20 protein-coding genes are annotated in these 20,770 nt (G+C 39.5%); 17 read left to right on the forward strand and 3 right to left on the reverse strand.

Annotated features, from left to right (window positions below; all coding sequences use genetic code 11):
• Positions 1 to 8 precede the first annotated feature (8 nt).
• Entirely contained in the window at positions 9 to 716 is a 708-nt protein-coding gene (gene flgA / locus I6F49_RS06010; protein WP_197179225.1) for a flagellar basal body P-ring formation chaperone FlgA, read from the reverse strand.
• Between the two features lie 140 nt (positions 717 to 856).
• Here flgA and I6F49_RS06015 point away from each other — a divergent pair, with 140 nt between their 5' ends.
• The 17 genes from I6F49_RS06015 (at position 857) to fliD (ending at position 19,594) form a co-directional block, all read left to right on the forward strand.
• A complete protein-coding gene (locus I6F49_RS06015) occupies positions 857 to 1,792 on the forward strand; it encodes a chemotaxis protein CheV (protein ID WP_010553244.1) in 936 nt (311 codons plus the stop codon).
• A 17-nt stretch (positions 1,793 to 1,809) separates the two neighbouring features.
• Positions 1,810 to 2,640, forward strand: coding sequence for a CheR family methyltransferase (locus tag I6F49_RS06020; protein WP_197179226.1), 831 nt, complete (start codon positions 1,810 to 1,812; stop codon positions 2,638 to 2,640).
• Positions 2,641 to 2,785: 145 nt separating this feature from the next.
• Positions 2,786 to 3,193, forward strand: coding sequence for a flagellar basal body rod protein FlgB (flgB, locus tag I6F49_RS06025; RefSeq protein ID WP_024606231.1), 408 nt, complete (start codon positions 2,786 to 2,788; stop codon positions 3,191 to 3,193).
• Positions 3,194 to 3,198: 5 nt separating this feature from the next.
• On the forward strand, positions 3,199 to 3,630 hold the full coding sequence (gene flgC / locus I6F49_RS06030) for a flagellar basal body rod protein FlgC (protein WP_010553247.1): 432 nt from the start codon (positions 3,199 to 3,201) through the stop codon (positions 3,628 to 3,630).
• Between the two features lie 13 nt (positions 3,631 to 3,643).
• Positions 3,644 to 4,324 carry a flagellar hook assembly protein FlgD gene (locus I6F49_RS06035; protein ID WP_197179227.1) on the forward strand — a complete coding sequence of 227 codons (681 nt, stop codon included), beginning with the start codon at positions 3,644 to 3,646 and terminating at the stop codon, positions 4,322 to 4,324.
• Between the two features lie 60 nt (positions 4,325 to 4,384).
• Complete coding sequence (gene flgE, locus I6F49_RS06040) at positions 4,385 to 5,728, forward strand: flagellar hook protein FlgE (protein ID WP_197179228.1); 1,344 nt, start codon at positions 4,385 to 4,387, stop codon at positions 5,726 to 5,728.
• Positions 5,729 to 5,885: 157 nt separating this feature from the next.
• On the forward strand, positions 5,886 to 6,629 hold the full coding sequence (locus I6F49_RS06045) for a flagellar basal body rod protein FlgF (protein ID WP_010553250.1): 744 nt from the start codon (positions 5,886 to 5,888) through the stop codon (positions 6,627 to 6,629).
• A gap of 21 nt (positions 6,630 to 6,650) precedes the next feature.
• A complete protein-coding gene (flgG, locus tag I6F49_RS06050; RefSeq protein WP_002959420.1) occupies positions 6,651 to 7,439 on the forward strand; it encodes a flagellar basal-body rod protein FlgG in 789 nt (262 codons plus the stop codon).
• 16 nt (positions 7,440 to 7,455) lie between these two features.
• Positions 7,456 to 8,139, forward strand: a complete 684-nt coding sequence (gene flgH / locus I6F49_RS06055; protein WP_002959418.1) for a flagellar basal body L-ring protein FlgH — start codon at positions 7,456 to 7,458, stop codon at positions 8,137 to 8,139.
• 11 nt (positions 8,140 to 8,150) lie between these two features.
• Positions 8,151 to 9,245 (forward strand): flagellar basal body P-ring protein FlgI, encoded by a 1,095-nt coding sequence (locus I6F49_RS06060; RefSeq protein WP_024592771.1) that lies wholly within the window; start codon positions 8,151 to 8,153, stop codon positions 9,243 to 9,245.
• 166 nt (positions 9,246 to 9,411) lie between these two features.
• Positions 9,412 to 10,428, forward strand: a complete 1,017-nt coding sequence (gene flgJ / locus I6F49_RS06065; RefSeq protein ID WP_197179229.1) for a flagellar assembly peptidoglycan hydrolase FlgJ — start codon at positions 9,412 to 9,414, stop codon at positions 10,426 to 10,428.
• A gap of 1 nt (position 10,429) precedes the next feature.
• On the forward strand, positions 10,430 to 12,538 hold the full coding sequence (flgK, locus tag I6F49_RS06070) for a flagellar hook-associated protein FlgK (protein ID WP_197179230.1): 2,109 nt from the start codon (positions 10,430 to 10,432) through the stop codon (positions 12,536 to 12,538).
• Positions 12,539 to 12,540: 2 nt separating this feature from the next.
• A complete protein-coding gene (gene flgL, locus I6F49_RS06075; protein WP_197179231.1) occupies positions 12,541 to 13,794 on the forward strand; it encodes a flagellar hook-associated protein FlgL in 1,254 nt (417 codons plus the stop codon).
• Positions 13,795 to 14,044: 250 nt separating this feature from the next.
• Positions 14,045 to 15,859: a flagellin N-terminal helical domain-containing protein gene (locus I6F49_RS20470; protein WP_269435349.1), complete on the forward strand. Its 1,815-nt coding sequence runs from the start codon at positions 14,045 to 14,047 to the stop codon at positions 15,857 to 15,859.
• Between the two features lie 276 nt (positions 15,860 to 16,135).
• Positions 16,136 to 17,524, forward strand: a complete 1,389-nt coding sequence (locus I6F49_RS06090; RefSeq protein WP_197179318.1) for a flagellin — start codon at positions 16,136 to 16,138, stop codon at positions 17,522 to 17,524.
• Between the two features lie 155 nt (positions 17,525 to 17,679).
• Positions 17,680 to 18,102, forward strand: coding sequence for a flagellar protein FlaG (locus I6F49_RS06095; RefSeq protein WP_197179232.1), 423 nt, complete (start codon positions 17,680 to 17,682; stop codon positions 18,100 to 18,102).
• 58 nt (positions 18,103 to 18,160) lie between these two features.
• Positions 18,161 to 19,594 (forward strand): flagellar filament capping protein FliD, encoded by a 1,434-nt coding sequence (fliD, locus tag I6F49_RS06100; RefSeq protein ID WP_197179236.1) that lies wholly within the window; start codon positions 18,161 to 18,163, stop codon positions 19,592 to 19,594.
• A gap of 97 nt (positions 19,595 to 19,691) precedes the next feature.
• Here the strand turns inward: fliD and I6F49_RS06105 are convergent, their stop codons facing one another.
• Entirely contained in the window at positions 19,692 to 20,006 is a 315-nt protein-coding gene (locus I6F49_RS06105; RefSeq protein WP_197179238.1) for a hypothetical protein, read from the reverse strand.
• Between the two features lie 8 nt (positions 20,007 to 20,014).
• Complete coding sequence (fliS, locus tag I6F49_RS06110) at positions 20,015 to 20,416, reverse strand: flagellar export chaperone FliS (protein WP_197179240.1); 402 nt, start codon at positions 20,414 to 20,416, stop codon at positions 20,015 to 20,017.
• Positions 20,417 to 20,770: the final 354 nt, after the last annotated feature.

The raw sequence follows: 20,770 nt of genomic DNA on the forward strand, positions 1-20,770 counted from the left end.
AATCTAAATTAAATATTTACTTGAACAGACTCTACACCATCTACTCGTGCATTTAAAATTTTACCTGATTTTTTGTTTTTAATTTGTATTTGATCGCCCAAAGTACCGTCTTCTAAAGCAATACCTGTTGTTTTAATTCTAAGGCCTCTGAGGTTTGCGTAAATATTAACAGAATCCCCCTTACAAACCATACAAATTTGGTTTAGTAAAACGGGCATCCCGCTTCTAATATTTCGTTTACTTCTGCTACCTATTAAAATTGTGGGATCATCTAAATATTGCACCCTTACAAAGTGAGTTGGTTTCATTTCAACACTCAAATGCGATTTAGTTATTACCTCACCACGAGCTAAGTTAGCAATTGCAACAACAACGGGCGCCATTTCAACAACTCTTACATGAACATATTGAGCCCATGTTTGAGCATCATTACATTTAGCTTGTAAAGTTACTTGGCGGTTAAATGGTGGTTCATCGGAAGTTGATAATTCAAGGTCAGAATTACAAATACGATCAGGAATACGACTGTCTAAAGGCAGTGCACTTAATTGCATATTAGTATTTTTTAATGTACCAATTTGCTCAGTTATATAAGCAACAGCCATCTCTTGTAATAAATCTTTGCTAAATACTTTGGCCTGCAAAGGTAATGCAAAGCAGAGGCTAGTAACAGAATAAAAAACACTGTATCTTCTGATTTTTTTTAACAAACTCATAATGTTTCGACTATGCTTATGGTTTCAAACAGGGTATAAATATTTTGCGTCAAAAAGTAGACGCTCCCGCGATGTTATGTAGCTTTATAAATAGAAAGCAATTATCGTTCCGCATTATTTGTTTTCTTTAGGAGATTTGAATGGCAGGCATTTTAGACTCAGTAAACCAACGCACACAGTTGGTTGGGCAGAACCGCCTAGAATTACTTTTATTTAAGCTCAGAGGGCGTCAGCGTTTTGGCATTAATGTATTTAAAGTGAGGGAAGTATTGCAATGTCCTCCTCTTACAAGCATGCCAAAATCGAATGCTTATATTCGTGGTGTTGCTCATATTCGTGGTCAAACTATCTCAGTAATTGATTTATCAATGGCTGTAGGTGGGCGCCCAATAGAAAATATTAAAGACAGCTTTATTATCATTGCCGAATACAACCGCTCGGTTCAAGGTTTTTTAGTGGGCGGGGTTGAGCGTATTGTAAATATGAATTGGGAAAAAATAATGCCACCGCCATCAGGTGCTGGGCGTTATTCATATTTAACAGCCGTGACCGAAATCGAAAATGAATTAGTAGAAATTTTAGACGTAGAAAAAATTCTCAACGAAATTTGCCCAGTAAATACAGAAGTAAGTGCTGAAGTTGCACAAAGTGGCGACATTCAAAAAGACTTAGGCGAGCGTATCGTATTTATTGCAGACGACTCCGCTGTTGCGCGTAATCAAGTTAAACGTGCCCTAGAGCCGCTAGGTGTTCAAACAGAGCTTGCTAAAAATGGTAAAGAAGCTTTAATTAGGCTTAAAGAAATAGCAGAACTTGATTGTAAAAACGACATTACTGAGCGAGTTGCATTACTTATTTCTGATGTTGAAATGCCAGAAATGGACGGTTATACATTAACAGCCGAAATAAAAGCAGATCCTAAGCTTGCACCATTACATGTTATTTTACATACATCATTGAGTGGTGTGTTTAACCAAGCGATGATAGAAAAAGTAGGTGCTGACGATTTTATCGCCAAATTTAACCCTGATGAGTTAGCAACTGCGGTTAAAAAGTGGGTTCATAGTGACCAATAAAAATAGGTGTTATTGATTTGAATAATAAAGATTTGCAGCAAAGTGAATACGACCAGTTTCGTTCGTTTTTAGAGCAGCAATGCGGTATTGTTTTAGGTGAAAACAAGCAATACTTAGTTAAAAGTCGACTTGCTCCACTCATGGCTCGATTTAATGTGGAATCTTTATCACAATTAGTAAGTAAAACACTTGGCCTTCATGAGCGGCAATTAAGAGCCGCTGTTGTTGATGCAATGACCACAAACGAAACGTTATGGTTTAGAGATCAATACCCATTTGAATTACTTCAAAATAAATTATTTCCTGAATTTAAAGAGTTAAGAAGACCATTAAAAATTTGGTCTGCTGCCAGCTCATCAGGGCAAGAACCCTACTCGATTGCCATGTCGGTAGCTGAGTTTAATACTAAGCAACCTGGTGCTCTGCGTATGGGCGCGCAAATTATTGGTACAGATATATCTAATACCATGCTCGATATGTGTAAAAATGCAGAGTATGACGCGCTTGCACTTGCCAGAGGCTTATCGGCAGAGCGCCGTAAAAAGTTTTTTAAAGATAGCGGCAATGGTATGGCACAAGTAAACGATACAATAAAAAAACAAGTTAGTTTTAGGCACCTAAATCTGCTTGATTCGTACGCGTTAATGGGCAAATTTGATATTATTTTTTGCCGTAATGTACTTATTTACTTTGCACCTGAAATAAAAGCTAAAATTATTAATCAGTTTGCACAAGCGTTAAATCCAAAAGGGTACTTGTTTTTAGGTGCATCAGAGTCTTTGACTGGCTTAAGCACTGAGTTCGATATGGTTAGATGCAACCCGGGTATTATTTACCAAAAGAAATAATTAAGCTAATTCCTTTCCCTAAAACGACGCACTCAGCGTCGTTTTTCTATTTAGATACATGACTTTATAAAAATATAACTTTCCTTATTATTAATGGCTTATTTTTTGCTTTATTCATGGGTAAGTCAATTTTTTGGAGAAGGTTATGGCTATCAGTTTTGATAAAGCATTAGGTGTGCATCCGCAAGCCATGTTGATCCGTTCACAGCGAGCAGAATTAATTGCAACTAATATAGCTAACGCTGATACGCCTGGCTATAAAGCAAAAGATATAGACTTTGCCTCGGCATTAAAAGCGGCAAGGTCAACCCAGCAAAGCGGCAATACCATGGTAAGAACTAACGATAAACACATTGGTGGAGGTACTCATAGTATGGGTAACTCTGAATCATTTCGCTTGCCAAATCAATCAGATACAGGCGATGGTAACTCGGTTGATATACAAGTGGAACGAAACTTGTATACACAGAATGCTATGGAGTATCAGGCCAGCTTGCAATTTTTAAGCGGCAGATTCAAAGGTCTGAATAAAGCTCTCGGTAGTCAAGGATAAAATTTATGAGTTTATATAATGTTTTTGATATTGCTGGTTCGGGTATGAGCGCACAAAACGTTCGCTTAAATACTACAGCTAGTAATATTTCTAATGCTAATACCATTAGTTCATCTCAAGACAAAACGTACCGAGCGCGCCAACCTGTATTTGCGGCTGAGCTAACAAAAGCTTCAGCATCAGCAAGTAATCAACAGGGCTCCGCCGTTGGTGTTAAAGTTTTGGGCATTGTTGAAAGCGACGCACCATTACAAATTGAATATAACCCAAATCATCCAAGTGCGGATGAAAATGGCTATATCTATAAACCCAACGTTAATGTTGTAGAGGAGATGGCAAATATGATTTCTGCTTCTCGCTCTTACCAAACAAACGTGCAAGTTGCTGATGCAGCAAAGCAAATGCTAAGTAAAACACTGTTGCTAGGGCAGCGGTAACCGAGGGTAGGTTATGAATAACGATATTAGTACATCTTCATCCTATTTAGATTCTTTGCGCTGGCAAGAAAAGCAAGTAGCGACCAGCGATGGTGAAAGCGATGCGTTAACACAGGAAGATTTTTTCTCCTTATTAACACAGCAGCTATCGTTTCAAGATCCCAGTAACCCTGCGGATAACGACCAAATGATTGCGCAAATGACCAGCTTTACGATGGCGCAGGGTATTAGTGATTTGAATTCAAATTTTGATACCTTAGCGACTTCGATGACATCAAATTCAGCCCTGCAAGCTTCAACGCTTGTTGGTAAGCAGGCTTTATTAGAATCTAATACTTTAGATTTAAATGAATCAGGCGATGCGAAAGGCTCCATTGTTGCTGAAAATCCGGTTGATAGCTTAAAGTTGCGGATTACTGATGCATCAGGTCAGCTAGTGAGAACTATTGATATAGGATCCCAACCAGCAGGTGCAGTTCGTTTTACTTGGGACGGAAAAGATGAAACTGGGGAGCGCTTACCGGAAGGTGAGTACACTCTTGCTGCTGAGGGCAGCACTAACGGCGAATTTTCGAGTTTACCCATTGCTACATTTAAGAACATTGAAAGTGTAAATATCAATGGTTCAACTGGCATTATTGTTAACACCAAAGAAGGTGCGGTTAGATTAACCGACATTGCAGAAATCGCGTAACAAATTTTAATTATACTTCGCCTGTCAGCAGGCTAAATATTAACAGGTTAGAGGTGAATTATGAGCTTCAATATTGCATTAACCGGCCTAGCTGCCGCACAAAAAGATTTAGACGTAACTGCAAATAATATTGCAAACGTTAATACAACAGGTTTTAAAGAGTCACGCGCAGAGTTTGCTGATGTTTACGCATCATCAGTATTTAGCTCCGGTAAAACTAAAAATGGTGATGGTGTTCAAACTGCTATGGTTGCACAGCAGTTTCATCAAGGCTCACTGCAATTCACTAATAATTCGCTTGATTTAGCTATCACAGGTGAAGGTTACTTCGCGATGAGTGAAGACCTAGGTTCTCAAGACTTTTCTTATACTCGTGCAGGTGCATTCAAGTTAAATGAAGATAATTTTGTCGTAGATGCTAAAGGTAATTTTTTACAAGGCTTCCCTGTTGATGAAGCAACAGGTGCCACTACGTCCGTAAGTTTGAGTACTTCATCACCATTACAGATACCGGACTCGTCTGGTTCTCCTCGCGCAACAAGTAAAGTGTACTCATCATTTAATTTAGATTCACGAGAAACTCAGCCAACAGTTGGTACTTTCGATTCAAATACAAGTGCTTCTTATAATAGCTCTACATCAACTACAGTATATGACTCATTAGGTGAGCCACATGTTCTACAGCTGTTCTTTGTGAAGAAAGATCCAGTAGCCTCACCAAACGAATGGGACGTTTACTCAACTTTAGATGGGAAAAATTTTGGGACGGATGGAGTTGAAACAGTCGCAGGTTCACATTCTCCTATAGATTCTTTTGAGTTTACATCTGCAGGTTTACCTAATGTTACACCACCGGCTACAACTTTTGATGATATAGACTTATCGTCTGATGCGACTACAGGTTTGACTTCTCTTTTAACTAATGGTGCAAGTTTTCCTGATAAGGTGACAGTCAGTTGGCGTGATGAAGCGGGAACAAGTAATAAAGTACCTACTCAGTTTGCCGGTAACTTTGAAGTAAAAGCACTTGAGCAAGATGGCGCTACCGTTGGCCGTTTAGCTGGTATTGATATTGGTACAGATGGAAAAGTAGTTGCATCTTACAGTAATGGTGACTCAACATTTTTAGGTCAAGTTGCTATGGTACGATTTTCAAACTCACAAGGCTTACAGCAAGTTGGTGACACTGCGTGGAAAAAAAGTTTAACATCGGGTGATCCAATTGCAGGAGAGCCAGGGTCAGGTACTTTAGGTTCTATAAACTCATCAGCGCTTGAGCAATCAAATACAAACCTTACTAATGAACTTGTAGACTTAATTACTGCACAGCGTAATTACCAAGCAAACTCACGTGCGCTTGAAGTTAACTCAACTATTCAGCAAAGTATTTTGCAGATTCGATAAGCTAAACCCCATTAAATATATTAGGCTGCATTTTTGCAGCCTTTTTTATAAGTCCTCTTTGTAAGCCTTCCTAAATACCCCCCAATATTGCGTCAAATTTAATCTGGCATCTATTTTGCATTTGTAAGTTCAGAGATTTTTTATGTGAGTCGATACTATGGACAAAATGGTCTACATTGCGGCCTCTGGCGCTAAGCAAAGCCTACAGGGGCTTGCGCTTAAAGCCAATAATTTGGCGAATGCAAATACAACAGGTTTTAAAGCCGACTTTGCACAGGCGCGTTCTATGCAAGCGTTTGGCGAAGGTTTGCCTACACGTGTATTTGCAATGCAAGAGCGCCCAGGTTCTAACATGGTATCGGGTGGCATTGTTCAAACCGGGCGCGACTTAGATATCGCAATGAGCGATAACGCGTGGCTTGCCGTGCAAGATGCCTCAGGCAACGAAGCTTATACCAAAGTAGGTACGCTTAATATTACTGCGCAAGGCATGTTAGTAACGAGCGGTGGTCGTCAAGTAATTGGCGAAGGCGGCCCTGTTATTTTACCTGTCCCGGTCGAAAAAATAGGGTTTAGTCAAGATGGTGCTATTCAAGTTCGACCACAAGGCGCACCGGCTAACTTTTTAGAAGAAGTAGACACGCTTAGAGTGGTTGAAGCAAATAGCTCACAGCTCGAAAAAGGTAACGATGGTTTATTTAGGCCAAAAGCAAATGTAACAGTAGATACCTCTGCCAATGTAAAAGTTTTAAGTGGTTCGCTTGAAATGTCTAATGTGAACCCTGTTCACGAAATGGTCGACATGATAAGCCACCAGCGCCAATTTGAATTACAAGTGAAATTAATGAAAACAGCTGAAGAAATTGACGAGCGTCAAGATCAGCTGTTACGCATTGTTTAACTTTAAAGTGAGGACACGATTATGAATCCAGCATTGTGGATCAGTAAAACGGGGCTAGACGCCCAACAAACCGATATATCGGTTATTTCAAATAACTTAGCGAATGCGAGTACCGTAGGTTACAAAAAAAGTCGCGCTATATTTGAAGATTTACTTTATCAAAATATTAATCAGCCGGGCGGTCGTTCATCGCAAGATACCGAAATGCCATCGGGCCTAATGTTAGGTGCGGGTGCAAAAGTTGTAGCCAACCAAAAAGAGTTTACGCAAGGCAATATGCTAACCACCGAAAACTCACTAGATTGGATGATTTCTGGCGAAGGTTTTTTTGAAGTACTGCAACCAGATGGCAATATTGCTTACTCGCGCAACGGCCAGTTTACTACCGATGGCGATGGTCGAATTGTAACATCGGGCGCAGGTTACGTTATTCAGCCAGAAATGAATGTACCAGACGATGCGCAATCAATTACGGTTTCGCAAGACGGAGAGGTATCTGTACGTGTTGCAGGCCAAGCCGATAACGTAGTCATTGGTCAGCTGACTATTAGTGACTTTATTAATCCATCGGGCCTTGAGCCAATTGGTCAAAACCTTTATACCGAAACCGCTGTAAGTGGTGCGCCGGTACAAGGTAACCCGGGTGTTGAAGGATTAGGTAGCATTATTCAAGGTTCACTCGAAACATCAAACGTAAATGTAACTGAAGAGCTAGTAAATCTAATCGAAACTCAGCGTATTTACGAAATGAACTCAAAAGTAATTTCGGCCGTTGACGAAATGATGAGTTATATCAATCAGCAGCTTTAATAGAGTAGGGGGAATTATGCGTAATATTATTTTATTTGCAGCGGGCACATTATTTTTAAGTGGCTGTATGTCTACGCAAAATAGCGAAGTAGTACAGGACGATCCTTACTACGCACCTATGTACCCCGAGCCTATTTTAGAGCCGCTGGTAGCCACAGGTTCATTGTTTAATACTCATACATCAAACGACTTATATTCCGACAAAAAAGCGCTACGTACTGGCGATATAATTACGGTTAAATTGCAAGAGTCTACTCAAGCAACAAAAGCCGCTAAAACAGAAACAGACAAAGAAACCGACGCAAGCTTAGACCCAGTGATTGGCTTAGGTGGCCTACCTGTAAATATAGGTGGCGATAGTATTCAGTTTGGTATTGGTAGCGATTCGTCGTTTACGGGCGATTCAAAATCAAACCAGTCAAACAGCTTAGTGGGCGATATTTCGGTTAATGTAATGCGCGTTTTACCTAATGGCAACTTAGTTATACGCGGCGAAAAATGGCTAACGCTTAATACCGGCGAAGAGTTTATTCGTTTAGAAGGGCTAGTACGCCCTCAAGACGTAAGCGCCGATAATACGGTTGAATCAAACCGTATTGCTAATGCACGTATTCAATACTCAGGTAAAGGGCAAACGCAAGAAGCGCAAAGTCCTGGTTGGCTTACACGTTTCTTTAGCAGTTCGCTGTTTCCATTTTAGAGGGTTACAACATGAATAGCCTTAAAGCTTTATGTTTAGTTGTGTTATTAGGCTGGCAGTTTACTGCCAGTGCTGAGCGCATAAAAGATGTGTCTATGGTTGAGGGCGTGCGCTCTAACCAATTAGTGGGTTATGGCTTAGTGGTTGGTTTACCTGGCACTGGCGAGCAAAACTCATATACACAACAAAGTTTTAGAGGCATGTTGAACAGCTTTGGCATTACGCTACCTTCAACTCAAAGTCCTAAAATTAAAAATGTTGCCGCTGTTGCTGTGCATGCAGAATTACCCGCATTTAGAAAGCCTGGGCAAACAATAGATATTACGGTTTCGTCTATTGGTAGTGCAGGCAGTTTACGTGGCGGTACTTTACTACAAACTTTTTTAAAGGGTGTAGATGGCAATGTGTATGCAATAGCACAAGGTAGCTTAATTGTCGGTGGCTTAGGTGCACAAGGCCTTGATGGTAGTAAGGTTGTAATTAACACCCCTACAGTTGGTCGTATACCAAATGGCGCAACAGTTGAACGCACCGTAGAAAGCCCATTTATGCAAGGCGATTACATTACCTTCAACTTAAATCGCCCAGACTTTACAACGGCAAAACGCCTAGAAAAAACAATTAATGACCTAGTTGGCCCAAATAGCGCACAAGCAATTGATTCGGTCTCTATTCGTGTTATTGCACCACGCGATGCATCCCAGCGGGTATCGTACTTATCGACACTCGAAAACTTAGAATTTAAACCAGCTGACATGGCCGCTAAAATTATAGTTAACTCGCGCACCGGTACAATTGTTATTGGCAAAAACGTTAAGCTTCAGCCTGCGGCTATAACTCACGGTGGCTTAACCGTAACAATTGCAGAGCAACAAAACGTGTCGCAACCAAACCCGCTAGCAAACGGTGATACAGTTGTCACACAGCAAAGTATTATTGATGTAAACCAAGACGACTCGCGCGCCTTTGTATTTAATCCAGGTGTAAGCCTTGACGATTTAGTTCGCGCAATTAACGAAGTAGGCGCAGCGCCTGGTGACTTAATGGCTATTTTAGAAGCACTAAAAGAAGCCGGCGCAATTAACGGACAGTTAGTTGTTATATAAATAACCCAAGTCAATAAATAACGTATTACTTAAGCCCTATATTTTTGAAGCTAGGGCTTTTTATTTACAGCAACTTAAGTTTATTATTTTTATCTTCCTTGTTTTATCGGTAGTGGCTCAATTTTTGCATTTTTAACTGCATTATTCATTTTGTGTCAAAAAGCCGATGGAAACTAATCACCTCGATAAACAAAACTTTTTTGATTTAGGCAACTTAGATTCACTTCGTAAAGAAGCCTTAACGAGTGGCGATGCATCAACTGATGCCTCTAAAGCTGCGCTCAAAAAAGCGGCCGCACAATTTGAAGCCATTTTTACGCAAATGTTGCTCAAAGGAATGCGCAAAGCTAACGAAGCATTTGAAGACAAAGACAGTCCATTTAATTCAAGTGGCGTAAAGTTTTTTGAAGAAATGCACGATCAGCAACTTTCAACAGAGCTTTCATCAAATGGCTCGTTAGGCCTTGCCGATTTAATTGTTCAGCAGTTATCGCCTGAGTCTAAAAACTTTATGCCAGGCTCTGTGCTTAGAACAACCAACGATATTTTTAGCGATACGCAAGTCGGATCCGCTCTTCCTCATGAGCAAAAAAATAAGCAACCCGATCTTATCGTTAAGAGTACTAAAGCCGATATTGCTGAGCCTAAAGTCGATACTGCAGAATCTAAAACCGATAGCCCAACATTTAAAAATGCAGAAGAGTTTGTAAGTTCAGTGTGGGGACACGCTAAAACTGCAGCGCAAAAAATAGGTTTAAACCCAGCGGTAATGGTTGCTCAAGCGGCACTTGAAACCGGTTGGGGTAAACACATTATTAATAAAAGTGACGGTGGCAGCTCAAATAACTTATTTAATATTAAGTCAGATAAAAGCTGGGAAGGCGACAAAGCAAGCAAAGTAACGCTTGAGTTTGAGCAAGGCACACCCGTTAAAAAACAAGCCAGCTTTAGAGCCTACGATTCAATTAAAGATAGCGTGAACGACTTCGTTGATTTTTTAACGCAAAACCCACGCTACCAAGAAGCATTACAAAATACAGCAAAACCAAATGACTTTTTAGATTCATTACAAAAAGCAGGTTATGCAACCGATCCAAATTACGCCAGCAAAATAAAAAATGTGCTCAATAGCAGCCAGCTAAAAGACATTGCGGCAAACGTGATCCGCCAAGGAGTAGAGTAACATGTCGTTTAATTTATTAAACATTGCCAGTTCTGGGGTTAGAGCAAGCTCGGAGCTACTGCAAACGACAAGTAAAAATATCGCCAATGTTAATACAGAAGGCTACGTACGTGAGCGCACTGAGTTTACTACTATGGTTGATAACCAAGTGGGGCGAGGCGAAACATACCGATTACTAAACGAGTTTGCTCAGTCACAGCTAAATCGTGACACCTCTAATAAATCGTTTTTCGATCAGTTTATTACTGAGGCTAATCGAGTTGATACTATTTTTTCTGAAGAGTCGAACAACCTTTCGACTGGCATTAACTCTTTATTTAATAACGTGCAAGAAGCGCTTAATCAGCCGTCATCTACCGTTGCTCGCTCATTAGTAATGACCGACGCGCAAAGCTTAATTGATCAAATGGATAGGCTTTCGGGCATCGTGCTTGATCAAAAAAGTATAGTAAACGAGCAGCTCGAAATATTTTCAGATGAAGCAAACTCACTCATTCAAAGTATTAGCACGCTAAATCAAAATATTGCAGCAGTTAATGGCACTAATAACGCCGCAGATGCGAGCTCTACCTATAACGAACGTGATAAAGCGATACGCGACTTATCAGAGCTAATAGACATAGAAACGCTTGATGGTCCAAATGGCGAAAAGCTCGTTTTTATGGGCACAGGCGAAGCAGTTGTTATGCAAAATGGCGCATTTAACTTATTTTCGATGACGGGCGACCCCGATCCTAACTTTAAAGAATTCACGCTTGACGTTAATGGTGGCAAAGCAGTGCCGCTTGAAGTTGATGCAAGTAAACTCAAAGGCAAAATTGGCGGCTTACTTGCTTTTAGAGATGACATATTAGTCCCTGCGCAAAACCAAATTGGTCAAATGGGCTTAGCGATAGCTGACGCATTTAATGAGCAAAACAAATTGGGTATGGATGCAACAGGCCAGCTAGGGGGGAATATTTTTAATATACCTACCGTTGGCGCTTATGCTTATCAAGCGAATACTGGTGATGCTGGTATGACTGCAACGGTAGAGCCAGGTAAAGGCAGTGAACTTCCTGCCAGTGACTTTATTATTACTTATACCAGTGCGACATCGGTTTCTATTCAACCAGTAGATAATAAAGGCGAGCCGCTAGGTGATCCATCAGTTGCAGATATCCCAGCCGATGGGATCATAAATGCAGACGATATTCGAAATGCAGTCCCCTATCAAGCGGCAACGGCTACAACACCAGAAGTGCTTGCAACAGTAAAAGATTCCTTCGGACTACAATTGAATATAGGTATAGACCCAACCAAAAAAGGTAATACTGGCGATCAATTTCAAATTAAACTTAATTCTGACTCAGCTTCTAGCATCACGCTTGCAACAGGCCGCGGAGAAGACTTAGCACTCGCATCGCCTATTCGTACAGCAAATAGCTTAGATAATACTGGTACTGCTACTATTTCAGCGGGTACGGTCAATAGCGTCATTTCAGGTGGATTTACTCTAGAAACACCACTTACTACACCACCAATACCAGTAAATCCACCAGCACTTGCTAATGGTGATATTAAAATAGTTAAAGCTGCCGGTATTAATGATTATTTAATTAGCGATGGTAGCGGCACTAATGTAGCAGTCACTATAGCGCCCCCTGGTAATAATGTTTTATCTCAAGCAGGAACGCCGTATAGCGATTATGGTTTTGACTTTGATATAGAAGGTACTCCAGCAACAGGCGATACCTTTACACTTGAGCTTAATAAAGGCGGCTTTGACGATAACCGTAATGGTTTAAAATTAGCTGACTTACAAAATGGCGAATTAGTACGCTTAAACGTAGAAACAACAGTAACAGCCGACAACCATAAAACGTTCAACCAAGCTTATTCGGGGTTAGTGAGTGATATAGGTGTTGTAACTGGCCAAGCAATCACAAGTGGGGCTGCATTTGACGCTCTAGCACAGCAATCTGAGGCATGGTATGAATCACTATCTGGTGTAAACCTAGATGAAGAGGCTGCAAATTTACTGCGTTTTCAACAATCATACTCAGCATCAGCACAAGTTTTAGCTGCAGCTCAAGAAATTTTTGACACCTTATTAAATGCGGCGAGGTAATTATGCGTTTATCAAATAATTTAATGTACCAAAACAACATAAATAAAATACTCGACAACCAACAAGGTGTTGCAAATGCTCAAGAGCGAGTAACAACAGGTGAAAAGTATTTAACGACCTCAGAAGCGCCAGCTGCTATTTCGCAAGGAATGCTATATTCAAATAAAATACAAACAAACGAGCAATACACTAAAAATATTAACCAGCTAAGTGGACGCCTCGAAACAGAGGAAACTATATTGCAAAGTATAAATACCAATATTCAACAAGCGCAAGAACTCACTATTCAAGCTGGTAATGGTGCGTACACTAAAGACGATTTAAAATCGATTGCATCAGAACTTAGCGGCATTCAACAAACGCTAGCTAACTTAATGAATACCCGATCAGAAGACGGTAAATTTATATTTTCAGGATACCAAGACAGTACGCAGCCATATCAGTTTGATTCTGCAGCGGGTGAGTACACCTATAATGGCGACCAAGGCCAGCACCAAATAACTATAGCTGAAGGTGTATCGATTAAAGCGAGTGATAACGGTTTTGATACGTTTGAAAAAACTAACGCGCGATTAAATGTAGAATCTAACACGGCAAGTTTTTCAGGCTCTATTACAGCGGCAAGTGTATATGTTGACGGCCAAGCTGAGTTTGATAAATTTCATCAAGCAAATTACAACGCAGACCCAACAGCTTCAGCAACTGCAAATACATTTAGTGTATTAGTAAGCCCAGGTGCTACAGCAACAGATCCACAAACCTACGAAATATACCGAGACGGCGCAGCACTAATCCCTGCAGTAACAGGCGAAGTTACAGATGAGCCAATCGATTTTGCAGGTATGAAGATTGAATTTGAAGGTTCAGCACCTGGCCAGCTTGATTTTAGCCTTGAAAAGCCAGGCAAAGAAAATGTACTCAATACATTACAATCACTTATTACAGGTTTAAATGATGGCACACTTGAAGGTGATGATTTTCAAGAAGTGTTAGCCGATGGCTTGGTTCAATTACAAAATGCCAGTGAACAAGTAGTATTTACCCAAGCAAGTTTAGGTGGGCGTATGAACGCAGTTGATAGCGTTAGCGACTCTAACCTTGCGCAAGATATTCAAAACAAAAGTAACCTTTCTGATTTAGTAGAAGTAGACATGGCTGAAGCTATTAGCGAACTAACCAAACAAGAAACGGCACTGCAAGCATCGCAAGCAACTTTTGGCCGTTTAACTAACCTCTCGTTATTCGATTACTTATAAGCAAGTTATAAGCAGAAATACCTTGCCGCTTTACCTACTTTAAAGCGGCAAAAAATTGTCACTCCTTTCTAAATAACTTCACTCTTTATTTATAATTCAATAATTTATTTATTTTCATTTAAAAACAACAACTTAAAAATAAATCAAAGTTGGCACAGTAAATGCTTTTCTTATTGTAAGAAATTATCGAACAGTGGTTCCTGTTAAATCGTGTTGAACCACACTCTGTTTAAACCTAGGAGATGGTAAAATGGCATTAACAGTAAATACTAATGTGTCGTCACTAAACGCACAACGTAACCTAACAAGATCTGGCGAAGGCTTAGCTACTTCGATGGAGCGTTTATCATCAGGTATGCGTATCAATAGTGCGAAAGATGACGCAGCCGGCTTACAAATTTCAAACAGATTAACGTCGCAAATTAATGGCCTAGCCGTTGCTCAGCGTAATGCTAACGATGGTATTTCAATGGCGCAAACCGCAGAAGGCGCTATGCAAGAATCGACTAATATACTACAGCGTATGCGAGAGCTTGCCTTGCAGTCTGCTAATGGTTCAAATTCAAGTGAAGACCGTGATGCATTGCAAAAAGAAGTGTCAGCCTTACAAGAAGAATTAACTCGAATCTCCGACACTACATCGTTCGGTGGTCAGCAATTATTAGATGGGTCATACGGGACTAGAAGTTTCCAGGTCGGTGCAAATGCAAATGAAACTATTTCAATTAGCTTGAGTAATACAGCTGCAGAAAAAATAGGGATGTATCAAAGTACTGTTGGAATAGACACTCTTATTGGTGGCAATATTACCTTTACTACGGGCGATATTAATACAGATGTAGCTATTGAGCCTGGTGCAACCGCAGCTGAAAAAGCAGAGGCAATAAATGCACTCAGTAATGAGCATGGGATTACTGCATCATTGGTAGAAATAGAAGAGTATCCTACCACTCAAACTACAGCAATATTAGGACCTCCTAATGCAGATGGTGATATATCTTTTAGCTTAAACGGTAAACCGATTACAGCTGTGGGCGTAACTGTAAGTGATCAGTCGGCTCTTGAGACGGCTATAAATGCTCAAAGTAGTACAACAGGAATAACAGCAACCCATGATACTATCACAGGGGATCTTACGCTAAGCGGTACCGCTGGTGTGGATATTACTCTTACAGATTATGCTAACAGTGATGTAGCAACTGATAACACAGCTACTTTCACAAACTCCCAAGGTAATAACACTATACTGACAGAAGGTTTGATAGTGGATGTAACTTCTGAAGCGACTGTAGTGACTCCAGCAACTCAAACTAAAGCCATGCTTGGCCCTCCAAATTTAGGTGGTGATATATCTTTTAGTTTAAACGGTACACCAATTACAGCACTAGGCGTAACTACTAATGATCAGTCAGCTCTTGAGACAGCTATAAATGCTCAAAGTAGTACTACAGGAATCACAGCAACTCACGATAGTAGTACTGGTGAACTGACTTTAAGAGGTACCGCTGGTGTAGATATTACTCTTGCAAATTATGCTAACAGTGATGTAGCAACTGATAATTTCGCTACTTTTAAAGACTCTTCAGGAAATAACACTGAACTAAAAGAAGGTGTACTAGTTAATGCAGAGGCCGCAGCGGCTAATCCTGTGCTTATTACTTCATCAGAAGTATTGTTATCATCCTCTAAAACATTTTCTGTCTTAGATGCAAGCTCTGGAACAGCAGTATCGGCAGCTACTGAATTAAACAATGTAGGCGATATTGATCTGACTACAGAGCTGGGCTCACAAAGTGCAATATCTATAATTGATGGTGCACTTGCTCAAATTGATGAGCAGCGAGCTGGTTTAGGTGCGGTACAAAATCGTTTTGGTCATACAATTAATAACCTTGCTAATATTCAAGAAAACGTATCTGCGTCACGTAGTCGTATCCAAGATACAGACTTTGCGACCGAAACTGCACAAATGACTAAAAATCAAATATTACAACAAGCGGGCACCTCAATACTTTCGCAAGCAAACCAAATACCGCAAGCAGCCATTAGTTTATTAGGTGGTTAACTATTTAGTTTACTAGTCACTGTTTATGTAAACGCACTTCAACTTAAAGTGCGTTTTTTTTGTTTATTGAGATAATAAAAATTAATAAGTAACTACTTTTCATTTTAAAACAGTTAGTTATGCTTTATTGAACAAATAAACTAATTTATTTTTAAAATACTCCTAAAGATAATTTACCTCCTGCCGTTAACTTAATCAGTACGGAGCTGAGCATACATTTGTGACAGCTCTTGGTTAAATTAAAATAGCAACATTACGAAAGTAATCAGGAGTTTTATTATGATTTCAGTAAACACAAATGTATCTTCACTAAACGCGCAACGTAATCTATCGCAATCAGGTTCCGACTTAGCAACGTCAATGGAACGCCTATCATCAGGTATGCGTATCAATAGCGCAAAAGATGACGCGGCAGGTATGCAAATTTCAAACCGTTTAACATCGCAAATAACTGGTTTAGGTGTAGCTCAGCGTAATGCTAACGATGGTATTTCAATGGCGCAAACAGCTGAAGGTGCAATGCAAGAATCGACGAACATATTACAACGTATGCGTGAACTAGCTCTTCAATCAGCTAATGGATCTAATAGTTCTGATGATAGAGACTCTCTTCAAAAGGAAGTATCTGCATTACAAGAAGAGTTGACACGTATCTCAAAAACGACTTCTTTTGGTGGTCAACAACTGCTTGATGGCGATTTTGGTACGAGATCTTTTCAGGTAGGCTCAAATGCAAATGAAACAATAGATATTTCTTTGAGTGATATTGGAGCTGATGCTTTAGGGCAAAATGCACTCGGCGGGGATAAAACAGGTTCGGTGTTCGATAATACAGTAAAAGCAGGTACTTCATTTGCTGCAGGCGTTGTAACTACTGATATAACTTTATCTGGCTCAATAAAAACAGAAGATGTTAATATGACTGGGTTAGATGCTCTGGCTGCAGCGAAAAAAATTAATATTGCAGGTACAGGAATAAAAGCTGAAGCGAGTGTAACAGCAACACTATCTGCATTATCCTCTGCCGATGTTGGTACATTGACTGTAGGCGTTAAAGAATTTAATTTAGCTGATTATAAAGGTGATACGTCAGCATTAGCATCTGATCTTAGTAAATCAGGAATAAATGCATCATATGATAAAGATGCTGGAGAGATTACTATCACTGAAACCGGCGTTGCTGGTGTAAGGTTAGAGGGAGATACTGATAGTACAGCAAAGCTTGATGGCACACTCGGTGATGCAGGTGGTGCAGTTGTTAATTCGCAAATAATCTTAACCTCTAGTGATAATTTTAAAATATCAGGAGCTGCAGCAGCTGAGATTAGTAGTACAACTGATTCAAATATTGACTCTGTAAAAAATGTCAGCCTGAAAACGGCTGAAAGTTCACAGAGTGCAATTGCTGTAATTGACGCAGCTTTAGCAGATATTGATTCTCAACGAGCTGATTTAGGTGCGGTTCAAAACCGTTTTGGTCATACAATTAGTAACCTTGCTAACATTCAAGAAAACGTATCAGCATCTCGTAGCCGTATTCAAGATACCGACTTTGCAACAGAAACAGCACAAATGACTAAAAACCAAATATTGCAACAAGCGGGCACGTCTATTTTATCGCAAGCTAATCAGTTACCACAAGCAGCACTTAGCTTATTAGGTTAATAAGTTAAAGTAATAGCTTAATGGTTAGCTAGCTAGTACATAAAGTCAGTATTAGTTTTACAAAAAAGGAGGTGGCTTTAGCTACCTCCTTTTGTGGTTTAAGGGTATAAACTAAGCTATTGTTGATTTAATTAAGTTAGAAATAGGAATCTGTTATGAATACTATTAATTCCAATGCAGAAGTTACATTACCAACTCCGCTAGCGGGTGAAGATAAAGTGGTTGTTCAGGCGGCTAGTTCGCTAACGGAGCGTGCTATTGACGATGTAAAGCAAGCTGATACTCTAAATCAACAACGATTACAGCAAAATCAATACGAAAAAAATAATCAAGAAGTAACTGCTCAGCCACTAGAGCGTGAACAGTTAGAACAAATGGCGCAACAATTGCAGGACTTTATGGGCGAAATGAACCGAAGTTTGCAATTTAAAGTGGATGAAGATTCAGGTCGTGATGTAATTAAAGTACTCGATAAAGACAGTGGTGAAGTTATTAAGCAATACCCTTCTGAGGAAGTATTAAGTTTGGTTTCTAAATTGTCGGAGTCGGCAGGTATTTTGATTGATCAAACAGTTTAGTAAGTTATTCACATTGCTATTTTAAGTTAGTTTATTTTAAGTATTTAAGAGGTGAAGTATGGCTATTTCGTTTACTGGTTTAGGCTCAGGGTTAGCTGTATCAGACATTGTTGATGCACTAGTAAATGCTGAGCAAGCACCTGCTGAAGCTCGTTTAAATACTACTGAAGGCAAATTAACTACAGATATTTCAGCCGTTGGAGCACTCAAGTCGGCGCTCGAAAAAGTACAAACCTCAATGGAAGCATTGGGTGATAGTGATAATTATCAAAAGCGAACCGCATCAGGTAATGATGATTTTATATCAATTAGTTCAGATAAAGATGCGCAGCCTGGTAGTTATAATGTAAAAGTGGATGCCTTAGCACAAGCTCATAAGTTGTCATCCCCTGCGTTTGCAGCAGACGAGGCAATTGGCGCGGGTGTTATTACAATAGGCTCGGGCGACAATAGTTTCTCTACTGTTTTATCGGCTACAAATACCTTAGAAGATTTACGCGACCAAATTAATAACGGCCCTTTTACTGGCAGTGATAGTAATGATTCTGTTGTTGCAACTATAATAACCAGTGATACCGGTCAGCATTTAGTACTTACCAGTAAAGAAACCGGTGAAGACAACGCAATAACAATTACTGTACAAGACGATGACGGTACAAATACCGATACAGGTGGACTTTCTCGATTAGCTTACGATGTGTCTGACGCCGACCCACTAAACCATACTACAAACTTAACCGAAGTAAACGCGGCGCAAAATGCGCAAATAACAATTGATGGCACGTTAACTGTATCAAGCAATACTAATGAATTTACTAATGTGATTGATGGCGTGGATATTACCGCTAAAAAGTTGCATGCCACTGATGACGACTTAAGCGATATATCGGTTACCGAAAATAATAATAATATTAAAACAGGCTTAAATAGCTTTATTACAAGTTACAACGAACTCTTAGAGCTGAGCAATAATTTAGGTGCCTCCGGCGAAGGTGGTGCAGGCGTTATGGCTGGTGACTCGCTACTTCGTGGTGTTATGTCAAAGCTGCGTAGCGAAATAACAAATCCCGTTGATTTAGGTGATGGTAACTCATTATCGCTTTCGCAATTAGGTGTCGAAACAGACCGCTACGGTGTTTTAACCCTAAATACAGAAACACTAGATGAGCAAATAGACGCTAATGTAAATTTAGTGCAGCAGTTTTTTGTAGGTAATGACGATGATGGATTTGCACAATCGTTTGACGAAAAGCTGAGCTTTTACACCGACTCTGACGGTATTATCCAAAACCGCATAGACAGCAAAACAAACCAACTTGATGACATAGATGACCAGCGCTTGGACCTTGCCAGTAAAATGGAGTCACTATCATCTCGTTTATACGCTCAATATAACGCAATGGATTTATTAGTGGCAAGCCTGAATAACACCAGTACGTATGTTCAAGCTCAGCTGGAAAATATGCCTGGGGTTGTACGAGATAACTCTTAATATATAAATAGCATATAGTTTTAATAGCTAAACCAAAAAACATAAAAAAACCGTTATTTACAACGGTTTTTTTTATGTTTACTGCTTGAGGTGGATTTTAATTGGCTGCTTTATAAGCTTTAATTGCCTTGCCAGATTTTTTTTGTTTAATAATAGCTTTTGACGATTCGTTTTTAGCGCTATTTGCTTTTACTAAAATAGTATTTATACGAAGCTGAATTAATTCTAATTGCTCTGCGCTTGGGCCGTCGCTGCTTTCGCACCATTGCTTTAGTTTAGCATTTAAAGTGTCTAAAAAAGGCGGAGCTTCGTCTGCATTATTGTCATTTACTAACACTTCAATTTTACTAAGCAGTGCTTGTATTTGCTCTGCATGGCTTGTTAGTTGCTGCGAAGATGTTGGCGAGTTCATAATTTAAATTAAACCGCAGGGCTGCGTTGATCTAGCGGAATATTATTCCAACCTTCTTTAATTTCTTTAACAATACTTGATACTTCAGTAATTGCTTCAATATCGTTGTTTATGTTTGCTTGCGTTAAACGTCGTTGGCAGTAATCGTAAAGTGCCAATAAATTGTTAGAAATACTAGGGTCTTGCTCTACTTCTAAATTAAGTGCGTCTTGTAGGGCACCAAATAATAAAACACAGGCTGAAATGTTTTCACCTTTTTTAGCTATTTCTTTGCGCTCAATAAACCCTTTTGTTGCCGCTAAACGGCCGATAATATTACTGAATATAAGATTTATTTGTTCGTAAGGAGTCATTTCGGCAATACTACTAGCACGAACTTGACCGTATTTTTTTACTGAGATGTGAGCCATGGAAAATCCTAAAATTTAAAACAATAAAATTATGTGAAAGCTAATATAAAAAACTCTATATAAAACTGATATGAAAATTTAATAAAGCTTTTATACTTTTATAAGAACATAGCAATATTAATGCCAAGCATTTTAGCTTATCTATGTATCGGCATTTGTAACTTCAACTTAAATTTATAATTGAGTTTATTTACTAACAATAGCATTTTTATTCCTGAGTAAATTAATTTTTAGGGCTAAGTTATAGTTAAGTAATAGCTAGGTAATAGCTAAGCAATAACTAAGTTAAAACCATAACCCATACTTAATGATTAACTATTAAGTATGATTGACTTAACTAGTCCGTCTGTTTTT

It is taken from the genome of Pseudoalteromonas sp. SWN166 (genome assembly GCF_015864485.1).
In the GTDB taxonomy this organism is placed as follows: Bacteria; Pseudomonadota; Gammaproteobacteria; order Enterobacterales; family Alteromonadaceae; genus Pseudoalteromonas.

Excerpts from the sequence above, each read along its gene's own strand:
- flgL (WP_197179231.1), top strand. The coding sequence starts at position 12,541 with ATGCGTTTATCAAATAATTTAATGTACCAAAACAACATAAATAAAATA.
- fliD (WP_197179236.1), top strand. The coding sequence starts at position 18,161 with ATGGCTATTTCGTTTACTGGTTTAGGCTCAGGGTTAGCTGTATCAGAC.
- I6F49_RS06095 (WP_197179232.1), top strand. The coding sequence starts at position 17,680 with ATGAATACTATTAATTCCAATGCAGAAGTTACATTACCAACTCCGCTA.
- I6F49_RS06035 (WP_197179227.1), top strand. The coding sequence starts at position 3,644 with ATGAATAACGATATTAGTACATCTTCATCCTATTTAGATTCTTTGCGC.
- flgG (WP_002959420.1), top strand. The coding sequence starts at position 6,651 with ATGAATCCAGCATTGTGGATCAGTAAAACGGGGCTAGACGCCCAACAA.
- flgH (WP_002959418.1), top strand. The coding sequence starts at position 7,456 with ATGCGTAATATTATTTTATTTGCAGCGGGCACATTATTTTTAAGTGGC.
- flgJ (WP_197179229.1), top strand. The coding sequence starts at position 9,412 with ATGGAAACTAATCACCTCGATAAACAAAACTTTTTTGATTTAGGCAAC.
- I6F49_RS06015 (WP_010553244.1), top strand. The coding sequence starts at position 857 with ATGGCAGGCATTTTAGACTCAGTAAACCAACGCACACAGTTGGTTGGG.
- I6F49_RS06045 (WP_010553250.1), top strand. The coding sequence starts at position 5,886 with ATGGACAAAATGGTCTACATTGCGGCCTCTGGCGCTAAGCAAAGCCTA.
- I6F49_RS06105 (WP_197179238.1), bottom strand. The coding sequence starts at position 20,006 with ATGAACTCGCCAACATCTTCGCAGCAACTAACAAGCCATGCAGAGCAA.
- fliS (WP_197179240.1), bottom strand. The coding sequence starts at position 20,416 with ATGGCTCACATCTCAGTAAAAAAATACGGTCAAGTTCGTGCTAGTAGT.
- flgC (WP_010553247.1), top strand. The coding sequence starts at position 3,199 with ATGAGTTTATATAATGTTTTTGATATTGCTGGTTCGGGTATGAGCGCA.
- flgK (WP_197179230.1), top strand. The coding sequence starts at position 10,430 with ATGTCGTTTAATTTATTAAACATTGCCAGTTCTGGGGTTAGAGCAAGC.
- I6F49_RS06060 (WP_024592771.1), top strand. The coding sequence starts at position 8,151 with ATGAATAGCCTTAAAGCTTTATGTTTAGTTGTGTTATTAGGCTGGCAG.
- flgE (WP_197179228.1), top strand. The coding sequence starts at position 4,385 with ATGAGCTTCAATATTGCATTAACCGGCCTAGCTGCCGCACAAAAAGAT.
- flgB (WP_024606231.1), top strand. The coding sequence starts at position 2,786 with ATGGCTATCAGTTTTGATAAAGCATTAGGTGTGCATCCGCAAGCCATG.
- flgA (WP_197179225.1), bottom strand. The coding sequence starts at position 716 with ATGAGTTTGTTAAAAAAAATCAGAAGATACAGTGTTTTTTATTCTGTT.
- I6F49_RS20470 (WP_269435349.1), top strand. The coding sequence starts at position 14,045 with ATGGCATTAACAGTAAATACTAATGTGTCGTCACTAAACGCACAACGT.